Origin of the sequence: Cellulomonas xylanilytica (assembly GCF_007989805.1) — a bacterium.
GTDB classification, from domain to species: Bacteria; Actinomycetota; Actinomycetes; order Actinomycetales; family Cellulomonadaceae; genus Cellulomonas; species Cellulomonas xylanilytica.
The window spans coordinates 113068-131388 of the sequence record NZ_BJUB01000013.1; the positions used below are offsets into that span (position 1 = coordinate 113068).

Consider the following 18321-nt stretch of genomic DNA (forward strand, 5'->3'; position numbering starts at 1 on the left):
GCCGGGGGGCGGGGATGGGCATGGGTCACGTGCTGCAGCTGTTGGGTCCGCTCCGGTTGCGGTCGGACGGCCGGACCGTGCCCCTGCCGGGCTCGTCGTCGCACCTGCTCGCCGCGCTGGCGCTCGTCGGCCCGATGTCACGGGTGCAGGCGGCCGCGCTGCTCTGGCCGGACGCCTCCACCGGCCGAGGACTGTCGAACCTGCGCACCTGCATCTCGCGCCTCCAGCGCGCCAGCCCGGGTGTTCTCGACACGGACGGGACCGTCCTGTCGCTCGCGGAGGACGTGCAGGTGGACACCGATCGGGCGATGGAGTGGATCGTCGCCACGATCTATGACGACACCGCCCCGGTCGACCGCGGCGGTCCACCGCCGGACGTCGCGCGGGAGCTGCTGGCCGGGTGGTCGGACGAGTGGGTGCGGGAGCACCGCGACCGGTGGCAGCTCCTCGCCGGGCAGGCGCTCGAGTCCGCCGCGTCCCGGCTGCTGGCGATGGGTCGCGCCGCCGCCGCCCTTCCGTACGGGCTGGCGGCGGTGGCGGTGGGGCCGTGGTCGGAGAGCGCCAACCGGGTGCTCATCGAGATCCATGCCCGACGAGGTGACCCGGCCGGCGCGCTGCGTCAGTTCGAGCGGCTCAGCAGGGTGCTGCGCAGCGAGCTCGGCGTGCAGCCCGCGCCGGACATCGTGGCCCTGATCCGGCAGCTCTACCCGTTCGGCACGGGCCGGGCCGGTGGTCAGCGCACCGCCTGAGGGACGAGCGGAACAGGGGCGGGTCGGCGGATCCCGCGGACCAGCAGGTACGCGAGCAGGCTGAGCTCCGCGACGGTGGTGACCGTCTCGACGACGACGGTGAGGACGGCGGCGTCGGGGAGACCGAAGACGATGACCGGGTCGGCCACCCAGGCGATGGAGCCGGCGATGACGAGCACGCCGAGCCACGTGGGGAACAGGGTCGTCCGGACGGCCGCCCAGCCCATCGGCAGCAGCCAGAGGCCGAAGAAGATCCCACCGAGCGCGTAGCCGTACGAGTGCAGGTCGAGCAGCAGCAGGGTCGTGGCGGCGTCGTAGGCCGGGTCGGTCGCCGTGATCAGCGCACCGACCTGGAACGTCAGGTTCACCAGGATGGAGCCGGCGCCGACGGCGACGAACACCAGCAGTGCCGTCGCGGCCCGGCGGTGCACGCCGTCCAGCAGCCGGTAGAGCACCAGGCCGAGGAGCACGAAGACGACGGCCATGAGGATGTCCGCCACCAGGCTGAGCCGGAAGAGCGTCTCGTGCTCCACGATGCCGGCGGCGGTGGCGACCGCGTCGTCGGGCACGTACACGGATCCGCGCGCGACGAGCTGCGCCCAGGAGCCGAGGACGGCGAGCAGGAGGTAGAGGGCGCCCGCGGTGCGCGCGAGGGTGAGTGGTCGGGTCATGGGACTGCTCCAGGTTCGGTGGCCGGTGGTCGCCCCCACCGTCCCAGCCGCGCAGGTGCGGCGGCATCGGCGCTGCGGTCAGCCCCGGCTCCACCGGATGGTGGAGGCGGAAGGGCCGGAAGGTGGGCGAGGGTCGCCGACGCACTCCCTAGGCTGCCGTCATGCTCTTCGCCACCCCGACCCCGCCGCAGGCTGCCCTGTCGCGCTGGTCGCGGGTGTGGCGGTACCTGGTCGCGTTCGCCGTCGGGCTGGGTGCGTGGTCGGTCATGGTGGCCGAGCGGACGAGCTTCACCGCCGAGTCGGACGACGTCGTCGCCGTGCTGATGCTCGTCGACCTGGTCCTGGGGCTGATGGCCCTCTGCCTGCTCCCGCTGCGTCGGCGGTACCCCCTGGCCGTCGCGTGCCTGACGATGACCGCGACGACGGTCTCCACGTTCGCCGCCGGTCCGGCGACGATCGCCCTGGTGTCGATGGCCACGTGGCGCCGCCGCTCCTGGGTCGTCATCGTCGGCGTGCTCTCGCTCGTCGTCGGTGTCGCGTCGGAGGTGTACTCCCGAGCCGCGTTCCCCGGCCCGGACGACGCCGACGTCCCGTGGCTGATCGCCGCCGGCGTCATCGGGGTCACGTACTTCGTCGCCACGATGGCCACCGGTTACTACATCGGCACGCGCCGCGAGCTGCTCGCGTCCCTGCACGAGCAGGTGGCGACGGCCGACCGCGAGCGGGAGCTGGCGACGGAGCGGGCGCGCGACGCCGAGCGGACGCGGATCGCGCGGGAGATGCACGACGTCCTGGCGCACCGGATCTCGTTGGTCGCCCTGCACGCGGGAGCGCTGGCCTACCGGGACGACCTGACGCGGGCGGAGACGCTCGAGACGGCGCAGACCATCCAGACCAACGCGCAGCTGGCCCTCAGCGAGCTGCGTCAGGTGCTCGGGGTGCTGCGTGCCGGTGCGGATGCCGCGGGCGTCGAGCCTCCGCAGCCCACCCTCGCGGAGCTGCCCGCCCTGCTCGCCGACGTCCGGGAGGCGGGCTCGGCCGTCGAGCTCGACACCACCGGGCTGGCGGAGGAGCCGCGGCCGCAGACCCTGTCCCGCACGTCGTTCCGGATCGTCCAGGAGGCCCTGACCAATGCCCGCAAGCACGCACCCGGTGAGCCGGTGAGCGTCCGCCTCACCGGCGCTCCCGGCAGCCGGCTCGACATCGAGGTGCGCAACACCGTGCGCACGCCTCCCGACGAGCGTCCCGGCGGGGTCGGCCTGGCCGGCCTGACCGAGCGGGCCGAGCTGGCCGGCGGCGAGCTCGAGCACGGGATGAGCGACGGGTCGTTCGTCGTGCGGGCGAGGCTGCCGTGGCCGGCGTGAGGGTCGTGGTCGTCGACGACGACCCGCTGGTCCGCGCCGGGCTGCGGATGATCCTGGGCGGTGCGCCGGACCTGGACGTCGTGGGCGAGGCGGTCGACGGCCAGGACGCGATGGACGTGGTCGCGCGCGAGCTCCCCGACGTCGTGCTGATGGACATCCGGATGCCACGGATGGACGGCCTGGCGGCGACCCGGCGGCTCAAGGAGCGCGGTTCGACCGCCCGGATCATCGTGCTGACGACGTTCGACACGGACGAGATGGTGCTGACCGCCCTCCAGCTCGGTGCCGCAGGGTTCCTGCTCAAGGACACCGCCCCGGCCGACCTGGTGGTCGCCGTGCGGCGCGTCGCGCTGGGCGAGCCGATGCTGTCTCCGAGCGTGACCACCCAGCTGATCGCCGCGGTGACCCGACCGTCCGACGACGGACGTCGGCGCAAGGCACGCACCCTGCTGGCGCGACTCACGGAACGCGAGCGGGAGGTGGCCGACGCGGTGAGCGCCGGGATGACGAACACGGAGATCGCCCGGTCGCTGCACCTGGGCGTCGCGACGGTGAAGACGCACGTGGGCAGCGTGTTCACCAAGCTGGAGGTGACCAACCGCGTGCAGGTGGCCCGCTACGTGCACGACGCGGCGGACGACCGCTAGGAGGGCGCCGGCTCACCGCTCCAGCGCGCGGCCGCCGCTGGCGGACATCGTGCGCTCCGAGACGGCGATGTCGGCGCGGGCACCTGCGGCTGCACCGGCCGCCCAGCCGCGGCCGGACAGCCGACGCGTCGTGCGGCGCAGGTCGGGGAAGGCGTCGGCCACGGCGGTGTCGACGTCACTGTCCCGGGCGGCCAGGACGAGGGCGCTCGACGTGCCCTCGGTCTCCGCCACGACGAGCACCTCGGCGTAGAACTGACGGAGGCGATCGGCGACCGTCGCGGCGAAGCCGGCGGCGAACGTCCGCTTGTCGCTCACGGCGCCGCCGTGCCGGTACATCTCCGCCAGCAGCTGCGGCTCGAGCGACGCGACGAGGACGGCCGCCATCGACATGTCCGAGGCGAACCCGAACGCGACGAACTCGGTGACGCCGTCGCGCCGCAGCCGCACCGGCCGGCAGCCGAACGCGCGGTAGACGGCGTTGCGCAGCTCGATCCGGTCCGCCACCCACGACCCCGTGACGTGCACCTGCGTGCGGACCGGCTGACGGGCGCTCTCGCTCGTCATGCGGGCCGCGGCCTCGTCGATGCTGTGCCGGAGCATGAGCTTCTCCGCACGGACCCGCGCGAGCTCGCGCTCCGGCTGGTGGGGCGAGCCGCCGTCCGCGATCGCCAGCAGGGTGCGGATCAGCGCGAGCGTCTCGTCGGGTGACTTGGGCACGGCTGCTCCTGGGTTCGTGGCGGAGCGGCCACGGTAGGGGCAGGCACCGACACGCGCCCGTCAGATGCCGAGCTGGTCCCGGGCCCCGACGACCCCGTCCATGCTGACGTCGAGCCGGAGGTCGTCGGGCCGGGCGTCCCAGGCGGCACGGTCGAGCGCGTACCGCCGGCTGACGGCCGGCCTGCCCTCGCGCGCGAGGATCTCCGTGCCGTTCTCCGCGTAGCCGATGCGGCGGGTCACCCCGTTCGACGCGGCGTTGTCGTCGAACGCGCTGGTGGTCGCGCGCAGGCCGTCGAACCCCTCGAAGAACAGGTGCAGGACCATCAGCCGCATCCGCGTGCCGACGCCCTGCCCGTGGTGCCGCAGGCCGAGCCACGACCCGGTCTCCGCGGTGCGCGTGACCCCGAACGCGTGCGCCATGAGCGACTGCGTGCCCAGCACCTCCCCGTCGCGCACCACGGCGAGCTCGAGGTTCCACTTCTCCGGCGAGACGGACGCCCGCGCGCCCCACTGGTAGGCGAGGACGCTGCGGGCCACCTCGACCGGCGTGCCGCGGGTCCAGGAAACGGTGAACGGCATCAGCTCGGGAGCGTGCACGCCGTCGGCGGCGAGCAGGGCGAGCGCGCGGACGTCGGCGTCGTCCATGTACCGCAGCTCGAGGTCGCCGCTGCGCACGCGGAGGGCTGCCAGGGGCCAGAGGTCGTCCATCGCTGCAGGCTCCCGGTCCCCGCTGCCCGGGTCAACCGGATTGCGCTCGGAGTCTGTCGGCAGTCTCGTCTAGGTTTGACCGCTGTGACCGCACCCGTCATCGCCGCCCACGGCCTCACCAAGCGCTTCGGCGACTTCACCGCCGTCGACGGCATCGACTTCGAGGTCCCGCCCGGTGAGTCGTTCGGCCTGCTCGGCCCCAACGGTGCAGGCAAGTCCACGACGATGCGCATGATCGGCGCGGTGTCGCAGCGCACGGCCGGGGACCTGACCGTCCTCGGCCTGGACCCGGACTCGCACGGGCCGGAGATCCGGTCGCTGCTCGGGGTGGTGCCGCAGGAGGACAACCTCGACACCGAGCTCCGCGTGCGGGACAACCTCATCGTCTACGGCCGGTACTTCGGCATCCCGCGGTCGGTGTGCGCGACGCGGGCCGACGAGCTCCTGGGCTTCGCGCAGCTGGAGGAGAAGCGAAACGCCAAGGTCGACGACCTGTCCGGCGGCATGAAGCGGCGGCTGACCATCGCCCGCGCGCTCATCAACGAGCCTCGCATCCTCATGCTCGACGAGCCGACGACCGGGCTGGACCCGCAGGCCCGGCACGTGCTGTGGGACCGGCTGTTCCGGCTCAAGGAGCGCGGCACCACCCTGGTGCTCACCACGCACTACATGGACGAGGCCGAGCAGCTGTGCGACCGGCTGGTGGTGGTCGACAAGGGACGGATCATGGCCGAGGGCAGCCCGTCGGCGCTGATCCGGCAGTACTCGACGCGCGAGGTGGTGGAGCTGCGCTTCGGGTCGGAGCGCAACGCGGAGGCGGCGACGCGGATGGCCGGGCTGGTGGAGCGGATCGAGGTGCTCCCCGACCGGGTGCTGCTGTACGCCGAGGACGGCGAGGCGGTGCTGGAGCGCGTGACCGACCTCGGTCTGCACCCGACCACGTCGCTGGTCCGGCGCTCCAGCCTGGAGGACGTGTTCCTGCGGCTCACCGGGCGGAGCCTGATCGAATGACGACGACCCTGCCCGAGGCGGCCGTCGAGGCCGCCGCCCGACCACGGCGGTTCGGCGCCTGGTACATCGCGGAGCACCAGCTGCGCGGCATGAAGGCCTACGGCTGGACGATCGTGGCCGGCAGCGTCGGCAACCCGCTGCTCTACCTGCTGGGCATCGGCCTGGGCCTCGCGGCGTTCCTGGACCAGCCCATCGCGTCCGGTGCCGACGGCCTCGTGGACTACGTGTGGTTCGTGGCGCCGGCGCTCCTGGCGACCGCCGCGGTGACGGTCGCGATGGACGAGTTCACGTTCGTCATCATGGCGGGGTTCAAGTGGCGCCGGATCTTCTGGGGCATGAACGCCTCGCCGATCGCGCCCCAGCAGGTCGCCGCGGGCCTCGTGATCTCCGTCGTGCTGCGGATGCTGTTCACCTGCACGATCTACTACCTGCTGATCCTTGCGTTCGGTGCCGTGGGCGACCCGCTGACCGGGGCCCTCATGCCGCTGGTCGGGGTGCTGGGCGGGCTCGCCTTCGGGCTGCCGCTGATGGCGTTCTCGGCAGGGCTGACGGAGGACAAGGGGCAGTTCGCGCTGGTCAACCGCTTCATCTTCACGCCGCTCTTCCTGTTCTCGGGCACCTTCTTCCCGCTGGCCACCCTGCCCACGTGGCTGCAGTGGATCGGGTGGATCTCGCCCATCTGGCACGCGAGCGAGATCGGCCGGACGCTCTCGTACGGCTCGCCGCCGGGCGCGTGGCCCGTCGGCTGGCACCTGGTGGTCCTCGTCGTGCTCGCCGTCGTCGGCTGGTTCATGGCGCGGCGCGTGTTCGTGAGGAGGCTCCGGGCCGGATGAGCGCCACGACCACCGAACCGGCCCACAAGGCCACGATCAGCTCGCTGTACGCGCGCAACGCGCGGTCCGTCGTCGCGCGCGGGCTCAAGGCGACCAAGAGCACCAACTGGGTCATCGTGCTGTCCGGCTTCTTCGAGCCGGTGTTCTTCCTGCTGGCCATGGGCCTCGGGCTGGGCACGTTCATCGGCGACGTCGAGCTGCCGAACGGCACGTCCGTCTCCTATGCGGCCTTCATCGCGCCGGCCCTCCTCGCGGTCTCCGCCATGAACGGCGCGGTGTACGACTCGACGTGGAACGTCTTCTTCAAGATGCACTTCGGCAAGCTCTACGACGGGATGCTCGCCACGTCGCTGGGCCCGCTCGACGTGGCCTTCGGTGAGATCACCTACGCGCTCCTGCGCGGAGGCGTCTACGCCATCGGGTTCCTCACGGTCATGCAGGTCATGGGGCTCAACCTGGCCTGGACCGCCGCCCTGGCGATTCCCGCGGTCCTGCTCGTCGCGTTCGGGTTCGCCAGCGTCGGGATGGCCGTCACCAGCTACATGAAGACCTTCCAGCAGATGGACTGGATCAACTTCGTGATGCTGCCGATGTTCCTGTTCTCGGCCACGTTCTACCCGATCACGGTGTACCCGGGCTGGATCCAGGGCCTCATCAAGGCGCTGCCGCTGTGGCACGCCGTGGAGCTGGTCCGCGGCCTGACCCTCGGGGTCCTCGACGGCTCGATGCTCACGCACGTGGCGTACTTCGTGGTCATGATCGGGCTGGGGCTGGCGTTCACGACCGTCCGGCTACGCGCTCTGTTCCTGGACTGACCACATGGTGAGACACGTGTCCGGTGTAGGATCGGGCAAGTGATCGGGATCATCGACTACCGCACCGGTAATTCACAGAGCATTTCTTATGCACTCGAACATCTCGGTGTCCCGCACGCGCTCGTGGCCAAGCCGGGCGAGTGCGACGAGGTCGACAGGTACATCCTCCCGGGCGTCGGTGCCGCGGGCGTGACCATGGAGTCGCTGGCCCAGGAGGGCTGGATCGACCACCTGAACGAGAAGATCCTGGGCGATGGCCAGCCGTTTCTCGGTGTGTGCGTCGGGCTCCAGGTGCTCTTCGAGCACTCGGCCGAGGGCGACGTCGAGTGCCTCGGCTGGATCAAGGGCAGCGTCCACGAGTTCGACCGGTCGCAGGTCCGGGTGCCGCACATGGGCTGGAACAATGTCGAGGTCCGCGGCGACCACCCGTTCTCGCGGTCATTCACGCCGGACGGTTACTACTATTTCGTGAATTCCTATTTCGCACGCCCCACCGACGACGTGTCGTTGGTCGGCGTGACGACGTACGGCCAGGAGTTCGCCGCCGCGGTGGCGCACAAGAACATCATGGCGACGCAGTTCCACACCGAGAAGAGCGCGCGCGCCGGCCTCCAGGTGCTCAAGGCGTTCTGCGACCTGGACGTCAACGACCTGAAGGATCTCGATGCTCGCTAACCGGCTGATCGCCTGCTTCGACGTCAAGGACGGGCGAGTGACGAAGGCGCAGCAGTTCCAGGACAACATCGACGTGGGGGACCCGGCCGAGCTGGCCGATCGGCTGTACCACGAGGACGTCGACGAGATCGTCATCTACGACATCATGGCCAGCGCCCAGAAGCGCCAGATCGACCTCGCGATGATCCGCAGGGCCGCGCACCGCACGTTCGTGCCGCTGACGGTCGGCGGCGGAATCCGGCACCTCGAGGACATGCACGAGGTGCTGCGGGCCGGTGCGGAGAAGATCAGCATCGACTCGATGGCGGTGCGCAACCCGCAGATCATCACGGAGGGGTCGGTCGAGTTCGGCCGGCAGTGCATCGTGCTCAGCATGCAGGTCAAGCGCGTGGAGAAGACCGCGACGATCCCCAGCGGCTACGAGATCGCCATCGACGGCGCGCGCACGTACACCGGGATGGACGCGGTGGAGTGGGCCAGGCGGGGGCAGGACCTCGGCGCCGGCGAGATCGTGGTGAACAGCATCGACCGCGACGGCACCGGCTCCGGGTACGACCTCGACATCACGCAGCAGATCACCGAGGCGGTGTCGCTGCCGGTCATCGCGTCGGGCGGTGCCGGCCTGGTCAGCCACGTCGCGGACGCGTTCCGCATCGGCGCCACGGGGGCGATCACCAGCTCGATGCTCTACTCGCCCCGCGTCGAGCACACCCTCACGGTCGGGGAGATGAAGGCGCAGCTCGGGGAGCTGGGCGAGCGCGTCCGTCCGGTGCACAGCGCCGACTGACACGACGCGCACGCCTGTCGTCGTGCGGCCCGTGCGAGCGACCACCGCGCACACCGAAGGGCGCCCACCCCGGTCAGCGGGGTGAGCGCCCTTCGTCGTCGCGGTCGCCTCAGGTCAGCCGACCGTGCAGGTCGCCCCGTTCACCGTGAAGGCGGTCGGGGCCGTGTTGGTGCCGGTGTGCGACCCGTTGAACCCGATGTCCGTGCTGGCGCCCGGGGCCAGGGTGGCGTTCCACCCGAGCCCGGTCGCCGTCACGGCGGATCCCGTCTGCGCCCACGTCGCGCTCCAGCCCTGGGTCAGCTTCTGACCCGACGGGAACGAGAACGCGAGGCTCCAGGTCAGCGGTGAGGTCGACGTGTTGGTGACCTTGATGCTGCCCGTGAAGCCGACGTTCCAGCTGTTCGCCGAGTACGTGACGGCGCAGCTGCTGGTGGACGTCGTCGGCAGGGTGGTGAACGTGACCGACGGGCTCGCCGCCGAGGTGTTGCCGGCGCCGTCCTTGGCTCGCACCGCGTAGGTGTACGCGGTGTTGGCCGCGAGGCCGGTGAGCATGGTCGATGCCGTCGTGGGCGAGGCCACCAAGGTGGAGGTGCCGCCCTGGACCCGGTACACCTCGTAGCCCGCGAGCCCGCTGCCGCCCGTGTCGGCCGAGGCTGCCCAGGTGAGGGTGGCCCCGGTCTGGGTGACCGACGAGGCGGACGGAGTTCCCGGCACGGTCGGCGCCGTGGTGTCGGTGGCGGCCGTCGTGGTGAACGTGACGCCCACCGAGCTGGGCGACACGTTGCCGGACGAGTCCTTGGCCCGGACGGTGTAGGTGTATGCCGTGCCGGGGGTCAGGCCGGTGAGAGCCGTCGACGTCCCGGTGGTCGACGCGACGAGCGTCGCGGTGGTGCCGACCACGCGGTGCACCTCGTACCCGGCGACCGGGTACGTGCCGGCGGTGGACGCCGACCACGTGAGGGTCGCACCGCTCGACGTGATGGCCGACGCCACGGGGGTGCCCGGCCGACCGGGAACCACCACCTCGACCGGCGGGTCGGCGGTGGTGAAGGTGCCGGCCGACGACGCGGCCGAGACGTTGCCCGCGACGTCCTTGGCCTTGATCGTGTACGAGTACGCGGTGCTCGGCGTGAGGCCGGACAGCACGGTGGACGCGGTCGTGGTCGACGCCACGAGGGTCGAGGTGGAGCCCTGGACCCGGAAGACGTCGTACCCGGCGACCCCGCTGCCCGCGTCGGTGGAGGCGGTCCAGCTCAGCGACGCGCCCGTCGAGGTGATGCCGGCTGCCACGGGGGTGCCCGGGACGCTCGGGGCGGTCGTGTCGGTGACCGTCCCGGTCGGCTCGGTGCCCCAGATGAGCTTGCCGCCGTCGTACAGCGTGATGGCCTTCGTCTTGGCCAGGGCGGTGCCGAGGCCGGCGAACGAGGGGTCGTTGGCCGCGTTCCACGTGGAACCACCGGTCACCCGGAACTGCAGCTCGCGCCGGTGCTGGGACTGACCGCCGGGGTGGATGTTCTGGCCGACGCAGCTGAGCTCGGCGTAGTAGAGCGTGCCACCGGCGCTGACGGGCTTGGCGGTCTGCGGGCCGCACTCGCTGTAGTTGGCCGAGAGCGTCAGGTTCGCCGCCGAGTCACCGGAGTCGAGCGTGAACCAGTACCGCAGCGTGCCGTTCTTCAGCGCGCGTGCCGGGTACGCCGACTGGTTTCGGATCATGGCCTTGACCTCGGTGAACGTGCCACCGGCAGGCTGGTTGAGCATGGCCTCGACGAAGATCTCGTCGCCGTCGGGCTGCTCGGCGACGGGGAAGCCGGCCAGCGGGGTGCCGCCGTACTCCTGGGTCAGCCGCGCGAGCGCGCTGGAGAAGCCGGCGTTGTAGTCGGTGGCGACCTCGTTGGCGGTGTAGTCCGAGCGCAGGTCGGTGTAGGTGTCGTTCGGACCGCTCGGTCCGCCGACCAGCGCGCCGTACAGGACGTGCCGGGTCTTCTCCGGCTGCGTCAGCGAGTCGAGCCACGAGCCGTGCGCCGTGCGGTGGTGCGGGTTCTGCGGCGGGTTGGCTCCGAAGCCGACGACGTAGCTGGACTTGCGGGGGTTGTCGCCGAGCGCGTAGTTGATCTGGCGCACACCGAAGTCGTGGTACCGCGCCTTGCGGGTCGGGTCGGTGAGCCAGTCGGAGTAGACGAGCGCGACGAACGAGGTGTTCGCGGCGTACCGCAGCGACCCCCACGAGTCGAGCACGGCCTGGCCGCCGGGCGAGTACGGGATCCGCTGGCCGTTGACGCCGACCGTCCAGTAGTCGAGCCACCGGTTGGCGTCGTCGACGTACTGCTGCTTGCCGGTCTCCATGGCCAGCAGCGGGTACATCGCGTAGGTCTTGTCGTCCCACGCGACGGTCCACTTGTAGGACCGGGTGGTCGTCTGGTTCTCGACGCTCAGCTTGGTGTACTCCGCCTCCGCCTTGGCCAGGTAGGTGGCGTCGCCTGTCGCCTTGTAGAGCCAGTAGGCACCCCAGACCAGCTCGTCCTGGTATCCCGACCAGGACTTGTAGTACGCGGCCGCCTCGGGCACGCAGTCGGAGTACTTGCCGCGGTAGGTGTCCGCGAACGAGTACAGCTGCTTGGCGTGGGACAGCAGCGTGGCGGAGTACGCCGGGTCGTCGGTCTTGAAGACGATGGACGCCGACGCCAGCGACGCCGCGGTCTCCCCGGCGACGTCGGAGCCGGGGCACGCGGCGCTGACCTTGTACGACGGCCGTGCCATCGTCATGACCTCGGCGGGACCCCACCACTTGTGGTCCGCCTCGCCGTCCCCGATCTGCACGTACAGCTCGTTGGGGGCGGTGTGCGCCTTGACGAAGTAGTCGTTGACCCAGCGCAGGCTGCCCTTGAGCTCGTCGAGCTGGCCGGCCTTGGTGTAGCCCTGCGGCGCGGCGATCGCGCCCCACGCGAGCATGGTGGAGCTGAACGCCATCGGCAGGCCGAACTTCACGTGGTCGCCCGCGTCGTACCAGCCGCCCGTGAGGTCCTTGCCCACGTCGGCGCCGTCCGTCAGGGCGGAGTCACCACGCCAGGAGACGGGGTTGTCGGCGGGCAGGTCGCCGGCGCGCTGCGCCTGGTAGAAGAACATCGACTTCTGAAGGGCCTCGGCGTAGTTGTACGTCGGGTCCGCGGCGGTGGCCGCACCGGCCAGGGGCGCGACGAGCAGGCCGGCGGCGACGGTGAATGCAGTCGTGCACGCGATCGCGACGCGACCGCGGGATCTGGGGCGGGGCATGGGGTCCTCTTCCACGGCACGGGAGAAACAGGGGTCGGCAGGTGGCCCCGGCGTCGCCTCGCTGCGGCCCCGGCACGACGCGCCTGGCGCATCGTGCAGAGGGCTTGGTCAGAGGGTCAACGGCCAAAACGTTTCGGTAGACGACGACGGCCCCCGGACCAGCGGTCCGGGGGCCGTGCGGCGTTCGTGCGTCAGAGCGGCCTGTCACCCTGCTCGAGGTCCCGCACCGGGTCCGGGACAGGGTCGACGACCGGGCCGGCGTCGGGGTCCACGACCACCGGGTCGGTCGGGGCGCCCGCGGGCTTCGCCCGGCGCGTGGTGGCCTTCTTGGCGGCGTCCGTGGCACCCGCGACCTTCTCCTTGGCCGCGTCGGTGGCCTCCGACACCTTCTCGCTGGCGTCCGCGACCTTCTCCTTGGCGGCGTCCGTCGCTGCCGTGACCTTCTCGGCGGCCTTGCGGGTGGCGTCCCGGCCCTTGGCGACGGCACTGCCCGCCGCCTCCCCGACCGCGTCGGCCGCGTCACCGACGCGCCCGTGCGTGGACCCGGCGGGCGTCGGCTCCCACGGCTCGGCCCACGGGTCGACGCTCGAGCGCGAACGCGTCCACGCCGCGACCCCTGCGCCGATGCCCACGAGGGCGGCGAGCAGCCAGAAGACCTTCGCGCCCGTGTGCTTCTTCTTGCCCGACGCCGCCTCCGCCGCGACGGCGAGGGCGGCCGCCTTGCTCTTGCCACCCTTCGCAGCGCTGTCGGCAGCCTGCTCGACCGCTGCACCGGCCCGGACCGCGGCCTCGTTCATCGCGGCCACGAGCTTGGGCAGCAGGTCGTCGACCAGCTTGTCGTGGGCCGTGTCGATGGCGGGCGAGACCCTCTCGGCGGCGATCTCCACCTTGGGGGCGGCTGCCTTCACGCTCTCCTTGTACAGGTGCTCCACCCGCGGCAGCAGCCAGTCGATGGCCTGCTCGACCTTCGGGGTGGTCCAGTCCTTGGCCTGGGAGGCAGCGTCCCCGGCCTTCGACGCGGCGGTCCCTGCGGTCTCCTTCGCCACCTTCGCGGCGTCTGCGAGCGTCGCGCCCAGGTCGGCCGCCTGGTCCTTCAGCTTCTCCGTGTCGACGTCGATCTTGGGGCGGCTCTTCGTGAACGGCATTCTCGGCTCCCGGCTCGTCGGCTGCACTGGACTCCCACTCTGCCACCGCGCACGCCGTGGCGCAGTGCCTGTGGCCTGCGTACCTGTGTGATTGCTGCGTTCGGCCGGTGGCCCGACGGGGCAGCGTGCGAGACTTCTCGCATGTTTGCGACCCTCCACACGACCGCCGGCGACATCCGGATCGAGCTGTACCCGAACCACGCGCCCCGCACGGTCCAGAACTTCACCGGGCTGGCCACGGGATCGACGCCGTGGACGGACCCGACCACCGGGGAGGAGCGGACCGACCCGCTGTACAACGGTGTCGTGTTCCACCGCGTGATCTCCGGCTTCATGATCCAGGGCGGGGACCCGCTGGGCACCGGTCGCGGCGGCCCGGGCTACACGTTCGACGACGAGATCCACCCCGAGCTGTCGTTCAACGAGCCCTACCTCCTCGCCATGGCGAACGCCGGCAAGCGTCTCGACCCCACGACCGGCAAGGTCGGCGGCACCAACGGCTCGCAGTTCTTCATCTCGGTCGCCCCGACCGAGTGGCTCAACGGCAAGCACACGATCTTCGGCAAGGTCGCCGACGACGAGAGCCGCGCCGTGGTCGACGCCATCGAGAGCACGCGCGTCCGTCCCGGCGACCGTCCCGTCGAGGACATCGTCATCAACTCGATCACCATCGAGGACTGAGACCGCCATCAGCTCGACTCCCGACCAGGGCGCGCCGGTCGCGCCGCCGGTCTGCCCTCGCCACCCCGACCGGGTGTCGTACGTGCGGTGCCAGCGGTGCGGCCGGCCCACCTGCCCCGAGTGCCAGCGCCAGGCCGCCGTCGGCATCCACTGCGTCGACTGCGTCGCCGAGGCGGCCCGGGCGCTGCCCACGACGCGCACAGCTCTGGGCGGCGTGCGGCACGAGGGGCGTCCGGTCGTCACGCTCACGCTGATCGGGCTGTGCGTCGTCAGCTTCGTCCTGCAGCTCGTGGTCCCGGACTGGACGACGCGCTGGCTCTTCCAGCCGGTCGTCGCGTTCTACGAGCCGTGGCGGTTCCTCACCGCCGCCTTCCTGCACTCCCCCGGGCAGTACCTGCACATCGTCTTCAACATGGTCGCCCTGTGGTTCGTCGGGCCGACCCTGGAGAACACGCTCGGCCGCGCCCGGTACATCACGCTCTACCTGATGTCCGCCGTGGGCGGGTCCGTCGGCTCGGTGCTGCTGGCCACCGCCACGGACGGCTGGGCGACGAGCAGCGTCGGTGCCTCCGGCGCGGTGTTCGGGCTGTTCGGCGCGATCCTCGTCGTCAGCAAGCGGCTGGGCGGTGACGTCCGGGGCATCCTCGTGCTGATCGGCATCAACCTCGCCCTCGGCTTCGTCATGTCGAACATCGCCTGGCAGGCCCACGTGGGTGGTCTGGTCACCGGTGGCCTGCTCGCGGCCGCGTACGCCTATGCGCCGCCCGCCCGTCGGCGGCTGGTCGCGATCCTCGCGCCCGTGGCGCTGGGCGCCCTTCTGCTCGGCGCCACCCTGCTGACCTACGCGTCGATCGGCGCCTTCGCGGTCTGACGCGCTGACCGTTCCCCTGGCCGGCGCCGGTTCCGTGAGACACGGTGCGTTGCCCGTCACGACGAGGCCCCACCTCGTCGTCGAGCGGTGAACTGAGCGCCACCGAACCGGCCCCCGCTCCCGTGGCCGATGGTCGCGCCCCTCACGATCGCGCTGAGAGCCGGTTTCGACGACGTCGACGCCATCCCCATCGTTTCCCACACCTGTGGAACTACACCCGTGTAGTTATCCACAGAGTTGTGCACCACTGGGGACAGTGCCGGCGTTCCCGCAGGTCAGCCGCCATGCCTGTGGACGGGACCGACGGTGCCGAGGTGGGGACGAAGCGGGCACGGCCCCAGACGCTCCGAACCGCACCGGGGTCGACGAAGGCGCCGGCCGCGAGCTGCGGACGGCGCCTACGGACGGACGAGCGGCGTCAGCGCCAGCGCGTCGTCATGCCGAAGCCGGCGACGATGAAGGCGAACCCGATGAGCAGGTTCCACTGGTTGATGCCGGGGATCGGGTACTGCGACTGCGTGAGGTACGTGACGACGATCCAGATCAGTCCGAGGATCATCAGCCCGAGCATCACGGGGAGGAACCAGGGCGCGTTGACCTTGGGTCCCGTCGACTTGGCGGGCGGCGGTGTGTACGTCGCCTTCTTGCGCGACTTCGACTCAGGCACGTCCGGTGCTCCTGTCCTGCGGCGATGCGGCCCTCGGGCCACGGGGGACCACGCGGGTGACGTCGTGGTCATGGGGCGGTCGATCATGCTGCGCAGGGGCCGCATCGTCACGGACCCGTCGCATCGTGACCTAGCGTAGTGCCCGCGTGTAGCACGCTCGACGCCGCACGTGTCAGCCGTAGCCCGAGACGCACCAGGCCAGCACGCCCGAGGAGCCGTTCGTGACCGACCGCCCGCACCGCGCGCGTCGCCTCATCGCGCGCGGAACGCTGTCGGTCACGCTCGTCCTTGCGCTGTCCGGCGCACTCTTCGCGGCGAACGCCAAGTTCGCGCGCGCGTCCGGCGAGCGGCACCCGCAGGACCTCAAGGAGCTGACGCAGGTCGAGACCAACCGGGTGGAGCGGCTGTCGACCGAGGTCGACGGCCTGCGCGCGGTCGTCGACGACCTGACCGCCCGCGAGAACGCGGGGACCGCCGTCGGGGAGCCCAGCATCGCCTACGTGGTCGAGGGCGGAGGTGGCCCCGTCACGGGACCCGGCGTGACCGTGCGGCTCGACGACGCGCCCGTCGACTCCCCGCGCCGCGAGGACGTCGACCTGGACTCCCTCGTGGTGCACCAGCAGGACCTGCAGGCCGTGATGAACGCCTTGTGGGCCGGTGGCGCCGAGGCGATGACCCTGATGGACCAGCGCGTCATCTCGACGAGCGCGTTCCAGTGCGTCGGCAACGTCCTCAAGCTGCACGGCCGCGTGTACTCGCCGCCGTACGTGGTGCGGGCGATCGGGAACCCGGACGACCTGCGCAAGGGTCTGAACGCGTCCCCGGCGGTCCAGCTTTACCTGCGCGACGCCGCGGAGGTCGGGCTCGGCTGGTCCGTGACCGACGCCGACCAGCCGCTCGAGCTCGCCGCGTACTCGGGGGCCACCGAGCTCACCGCCGCGCGGGTGCCCGAGGGCGTGGAGATCCTGCCGGGCCTGGAGGCCGCCGAGGCGGCGCAGCAGGCCAGCACCGAGCCCACGACGCCGGGATCCGAGGACAAGCAGTGAGCAGCGGGACGACGACCGAGCCGGCTCCGCTCAGCAGGCGGGACCGCCGCAGGGCCGGCCGGAGCCACGCGCGTGACGTGGTGTACGGGGTCGTCGGGGTGATCGGCGAGCTGCTGATCACGCTCGGTGTCCTGCTCTTCGCGTTCCTGCTCTGGCAGCTGTGGTGGACGGACGTGGTCGGCAACCGGGCGCAGGCCGAGATCGTGGCCGAGCTCCCGTTCGAGCCGGTGCCGACCGCCACGCCGAGCGCCGGCGTACCGGCGGGTCCGGTCATCGCGCCGCCGCGACGCGACGAGCCGCCCGTCATGGCCGAACCCGTGCACGGCACGACGTTCGCGACGATGCAGGTGCCGCGCTGGGTGGGCGAGCCGGAACGTCCGATCAGCCAGGGGACGGACCGCGCGACCGTGCTCGACGTGCTCGGCGCCGGGCACTACGAGGGCACGGCGATGCCCGGCGACCTCGGCAACTTCGCGGTCGCCGGCCACCGGACCACGTACGCCAAGCCGTTCAACCGGGTGGAGGAGCTGCAGGTCGGGGACCCGCTGGTCATCCGGACGACCGACAACATCTGGTACGTCTACCGCGTGACCTCGACGCAGGTGGTGGATCCGTCCGAGATCGGCGTCATCGCACCGGTGCCGAACGAACCCGGCGCGCTGCCCACGGAACGCTTCATCACGCTGACCACGTGCCACCCGATGTTCTCCGCCCGGGAGCGGTTCATCGTGCACGGCGTCCTGGACTACTGGGCGCCCACGTCGGACGGGATCCCGGCCGAGCTCGCCGGTGGCGCATGATGGTCACCTGCAGGCGGGACGGAGGACGCTGATGTACGGATGGTTGTGGCACCGGCTGCCCGGGCCTGCCGGCGTGCGGGCGCTGATCCTCACGGTCGCGGCGCTCGCCGTGCTGGCGGCGTGCTTCCTGTGGGTGTTCCCGGCCGTCGCGCCGTTCATGCCGTTCAACGAGACCACGGTGGGTGAGTGACGTGACGAGAATCCTGGTGATCGACAACTACGACTCGTTCGTCTACACGATCGTCGGCTACCTCAACCAGCTCGGCGCCGAGACGGTCGTCGTCCGGAACGACGCGGTGCCGCCCGTGGCGGAGCGCGCCGGCTTCGACGGCGTCCTGGTGAGCCCCGGTCCCGGTACCCCGGCCGACGCCGGGCAGAGCATGCAGGTCATCCGCGACTGCGCGGACGCCGCTCTGCCGATGCTCGGGGTGTGCCTCGGCCACCAGGCCCTCGGCGAGGTGTTCGGCGGTACCGTCACGCACGCCCCGGAGCTCATGCACGGCAAGACCAGCCAGGTGGAGCACAAGGGCGAGGGCGTGCTCGCCGGCCTCTCCGACCCGTTCACCGCGACGCGGTACCACTCGTTGGCGGTCGTGAACGACACCGTGTCCGACGAGCTGGAGGTCACCGCTACTGCCCACGGGATCATCATGGGGCTGCAGCACGTCGACCTCCCGCTGCACGGAGTGCAGTTCCACCCCGAGTCGGTGCTGACCGAGGGCGGTCACCGCCTGCTGGCCAACTGGCTCGAGATCTGCGGCGACGACCAGGCCGTGGCGCGGTCCGAGGGCCTGCACCCGCTCGTCCGCCTCTGACCGCACGACGAAGGGGCCGTCCCAGCCGGGACGGCCCCTTGGTCGTGGT

Annotated in this window: 20 protein-coding genes; 14 read left to right on the forward strand and 6 right to left on the reverse strand. The window is 71.3% G+C overall.

What is annotated here, in order from left to right; genetic code table 11:
* Positions 1 to 20 precede the first annotated feature (20 nt).
* Positions 21 to 749, forward strand: coding sequence for an AfsR/SARP family transcriptional regulator (locus CXY01_RS18285; protein ID WP_186813459.1), 729 nt, complete (start codon positions 21 to 23; stop codon positions 747 to 749).
* Here CXY01_RS18285 and CXY01_RS18290 read toward each other — a convergent pair.
* Positions 734 to 1420, reverse strand: coding sequence for a DUF4386 domain-containing protein (locus tag CXY01_RS18290; RefSeq protein WP_146930406.1), 687 nt, complete (start codon positions 1418 to 1420; stop codon positions 734 to 736). The two genes, CXY01_RS18285 and CXY01_RS18290, sit on opposite strands and share 16 nt — an antisense overlap.
* A 161-nt stretch (positions 1421 to 1581) precedes the next feature.
* On the opposite strand from CXY01_RS18290, the gene CXY01_RS18295 reads away from it, so the two are divergent.
* Entirely contained in the window at positions 1582 to 2784 is a 1203-nt protein-coding gene (locus tag CXY01_RS18295; RefSeq protein WP_146930409.1) for a sensor histidine kinase, read from the forward strand.
* Positions 2781 to 3431, forward strand: a complete 651-nt coding sequence (locus tag CXY01_RS18300) for a response regulator (protein WP_281285334.1) — start codon at positions 2781 to 2783, stop codon at positions 3429 to 3431. Before CXY01_RS18295 ends, CXY01_RS18300 begins: the two co-directional genes overlap by 4 nt.
* Positions 3432 to 3443: 12 nt before the next feature.
* Here the strand turns inward: CXY01_RS18300 and CXY01_RS18305 are convergent, their stop codons facing one another.
* Both CXY01_RS18305 and CXY01_RS18310 read right to left on the reverse strand, forming a co-directional pair.
* Positions 3444 to 4148 carry a DUF7168 domain-containing protein gene (locus CXY01_RS18305; protein WP_146930412.1) on the reverse strand — a complete coding sequence of 235 codons (705 nt, stop codon included), beginning with the start codon at positions 4146 to 4148 and terminating at the stop codon, positions 3444 to 3446.
* 60 nt (positions 4149 to 4208) lie between these two features.
* On the reverse strand, positions 4209 to 4856 hold the full coding sequence (locus tag CXY01_RS18310; protein WP_146930415.1) for a GNAT family N-acetyltransferase: 648 nt from the start codon (positions 4854 to 4856) through the stop codon (positions 4209 to 4211).
* 84 nt (positions 4857 to 4940) lie between these two features.
* Between CXY01_RS18310 and CXY01_RS18315 the strand changes: the two genes are divergently transcribed.
* The 5 genes from CXY01_RS18315 to hisF are packed head-to-tail and all read left to right on the forward strand — an operon-like array spanning position 4941 to position 8977.
* Positions 4941 to 5867, forward strand: a complete 927-nt coding sequence (locus tag CXY01_RS18315; RefSeq protein ID WP_146930419.1) for an ABC transporter ATP-binding protein — start codon at positions 4941 to 4943, stop codon at positions 5865 to 5867.
* Positions 5864 to 6700 carry an ABC transporter permease gene (locus tag CXY01_RS18320; protein ID WP_146930422.1) on the forward strand — a complete coding sequence of 279 codons (837 nt, stop codon included), beginning with the start codon at positions 5864 to 5866 and terminating at the stop codon, positions 6698 to 6700. The genes CXY01_RS18315 and CXY01_RS18320 overlap by 4 nt, the downstream gene beginning before the upstream one ends.
* Entirely contained in the window at positions 6697 to 7515 is an 819-nt protein-coding gene (locus tag CXY01_RS18325) for an ABC transporter permease (protein ID WP_146930425.1), read from the forward strand. The genes CXY01_RS18320 and CXY01_RS18325 overlap by 4 nt, the downstream gene beginning before the upstream one ends.
* Before the next feature lie 39 nt (positions 7516 to 7554).
* A complete protein-coding gene (hisH, locus tag CXY01_RS18330) occupies positions 7555 to 8190 on the forward strand; it encodes an imidazole glycerol phosphate synthase subunit HisH (RefSeq protein ID WP_186813460.1) in 636 nt (211 codons plus the stop codon).
* A complete protein-coding gene (hisF, locus tag CXY01_RS18335) occupies positions 8180 to 8977 on the forward strand; it encodes an imidazole glycerol phosphate synthase subunit HisF (protein ID WP_146930432.1) in 798 nt (265 codons plus the stop codon). The genes hisH and hisF overlap by 11 nt, the downstream gene beginning before the upstream one ends.
* 114 nt (positions 8978 to 9091) lie before the next feature.
* Here the strand turns inward: hisF and CXY01_RS18340 are convergent, their stop codons facing one another.
* Together CXY01_RS18340 and CXY01_RS18345 are read right to left on the reverse strand one after the other, a co-directional pair.
* Positions 9092 to 12247 carry a glycoside hydrolase family 9 protein gene (locus CXY01_RS18340; protein ID WP_146930435.1) on the reverse strand — a complete coding sequence of 1052 codons (3156 nt, stop codon included), beginning with the start codon at positions 12245 to 12247 and terminating at the stop codon, positions 9092 to 9094.
* Between the two features lie 191 nt (positions 12248 to 12438).
* Entirely contained in the window at positions 12439 to 13392 is a 954-nt protein-coding gene (locus tag CXY01_RS18345) for a hypothetical protein (protein WP_186813461.1), read from the reverse strand.
* Between the two features lie 141 nt (positions 13393 to 13533).
* Here CXY01_RS18345 and CXY01_RS18350 point away from each other — a divergent pair, with 141 nt between their 5' ends.
* A complete protein-coding gene (locus tag CXY01_RS18350; protein WP_146930438.1) occupies positions 13534 to 14073 on the forward strand; it encodes a peptidylprolyl isomerase in 540 nt (179 codons plus the stop codon).
* Between the two features lie 73 nt (positions 14074 to 14146).
* Complete coding sequence (locus CXY01_RS18355; RefSeq protein WP_246125480.1) at positions 14147 to 14944, forward strand: rhomboid family intramembrane serine protease; 798 nt, start codon at positions 14147 to 14149, stop codon at positions 14942 to 14944.
* 418 nt (positions 14945 to 15362) lie between these two features.
* On the opposite strand, the gene CXY01_RS18360 is transcribed toward CXY01_RS18355, so the two are convergent.
* Positions 15363 to 15611 (reverse strand): cell division protein CrgA, encoded by a 249-nt coding sequence (locus CXY01_RS18360; protein ID WP_146930444.1) that lies wholly within the window; start codon positions 15609 to 15611, stop codon positions 15363 to 15365.
* A 221-nt stretch (positions 15612 to 15832) separates the two neighbouring features.
* On the opposite strand from CXY01_RS18360, the gene CXY01_RS18365 reads away from it, so the two are divergent.
* Genes CXY01_RS18365 through CXY01_RS18375 form a run of 4 tightly spaced genes read left to right on the forward strand, consistent with a single transcriptional unit; the run spans position 15833 to position 18272 of the window.
* Positions 15833 to 16657: a DUF881 domain-containing protein gene (locus tag CXY01_RS18365; protein WP_146930447.1), complete on the forward strand. Its 825-nt coding sequence runs from the start codon at positions 15833 to 15835 to the stop codon at positions 16655 to 16657.
* Positions 16654 to 17457, forward strand: coding sequence for a class E sortase (locus CXY01_RS18370; protein WP_307724413.1), 804 nt, complete (start codon positions 16654 to 16656; stop codon positions 17455 to 17457). Before CXY01_RS18365 ends, CXY01_RS18370 begins: the two co-directional genes overlap by 4 nt.
* 31 nt (positions 17458 to 17488) lie before the next feature.
* Positions 17489 to 17647 (forward strand): hypothetical protein, encoded by a 159-nt coding sequence (locus CXY01_RS20950; RefSeq protein ID WP_186813462.1) that lies wholly within the window; start codon positions 17489 to 17491, stop codon positions 17645 to 17647.
* Position 17648: 1 nt separating this feature from the next.
* Entirely contained in the window at positions 17649 to 18272 is a 624-nt protein-coding gene (locus CXY01_RS18375) for an aminodeoxychorismate/anthranilate synthase component II (protein WP_146930450.1), read from the forward strand.
* The last annotated feature ends 49 nt before the right edge of the window (positions 18273 to 18321 follow it).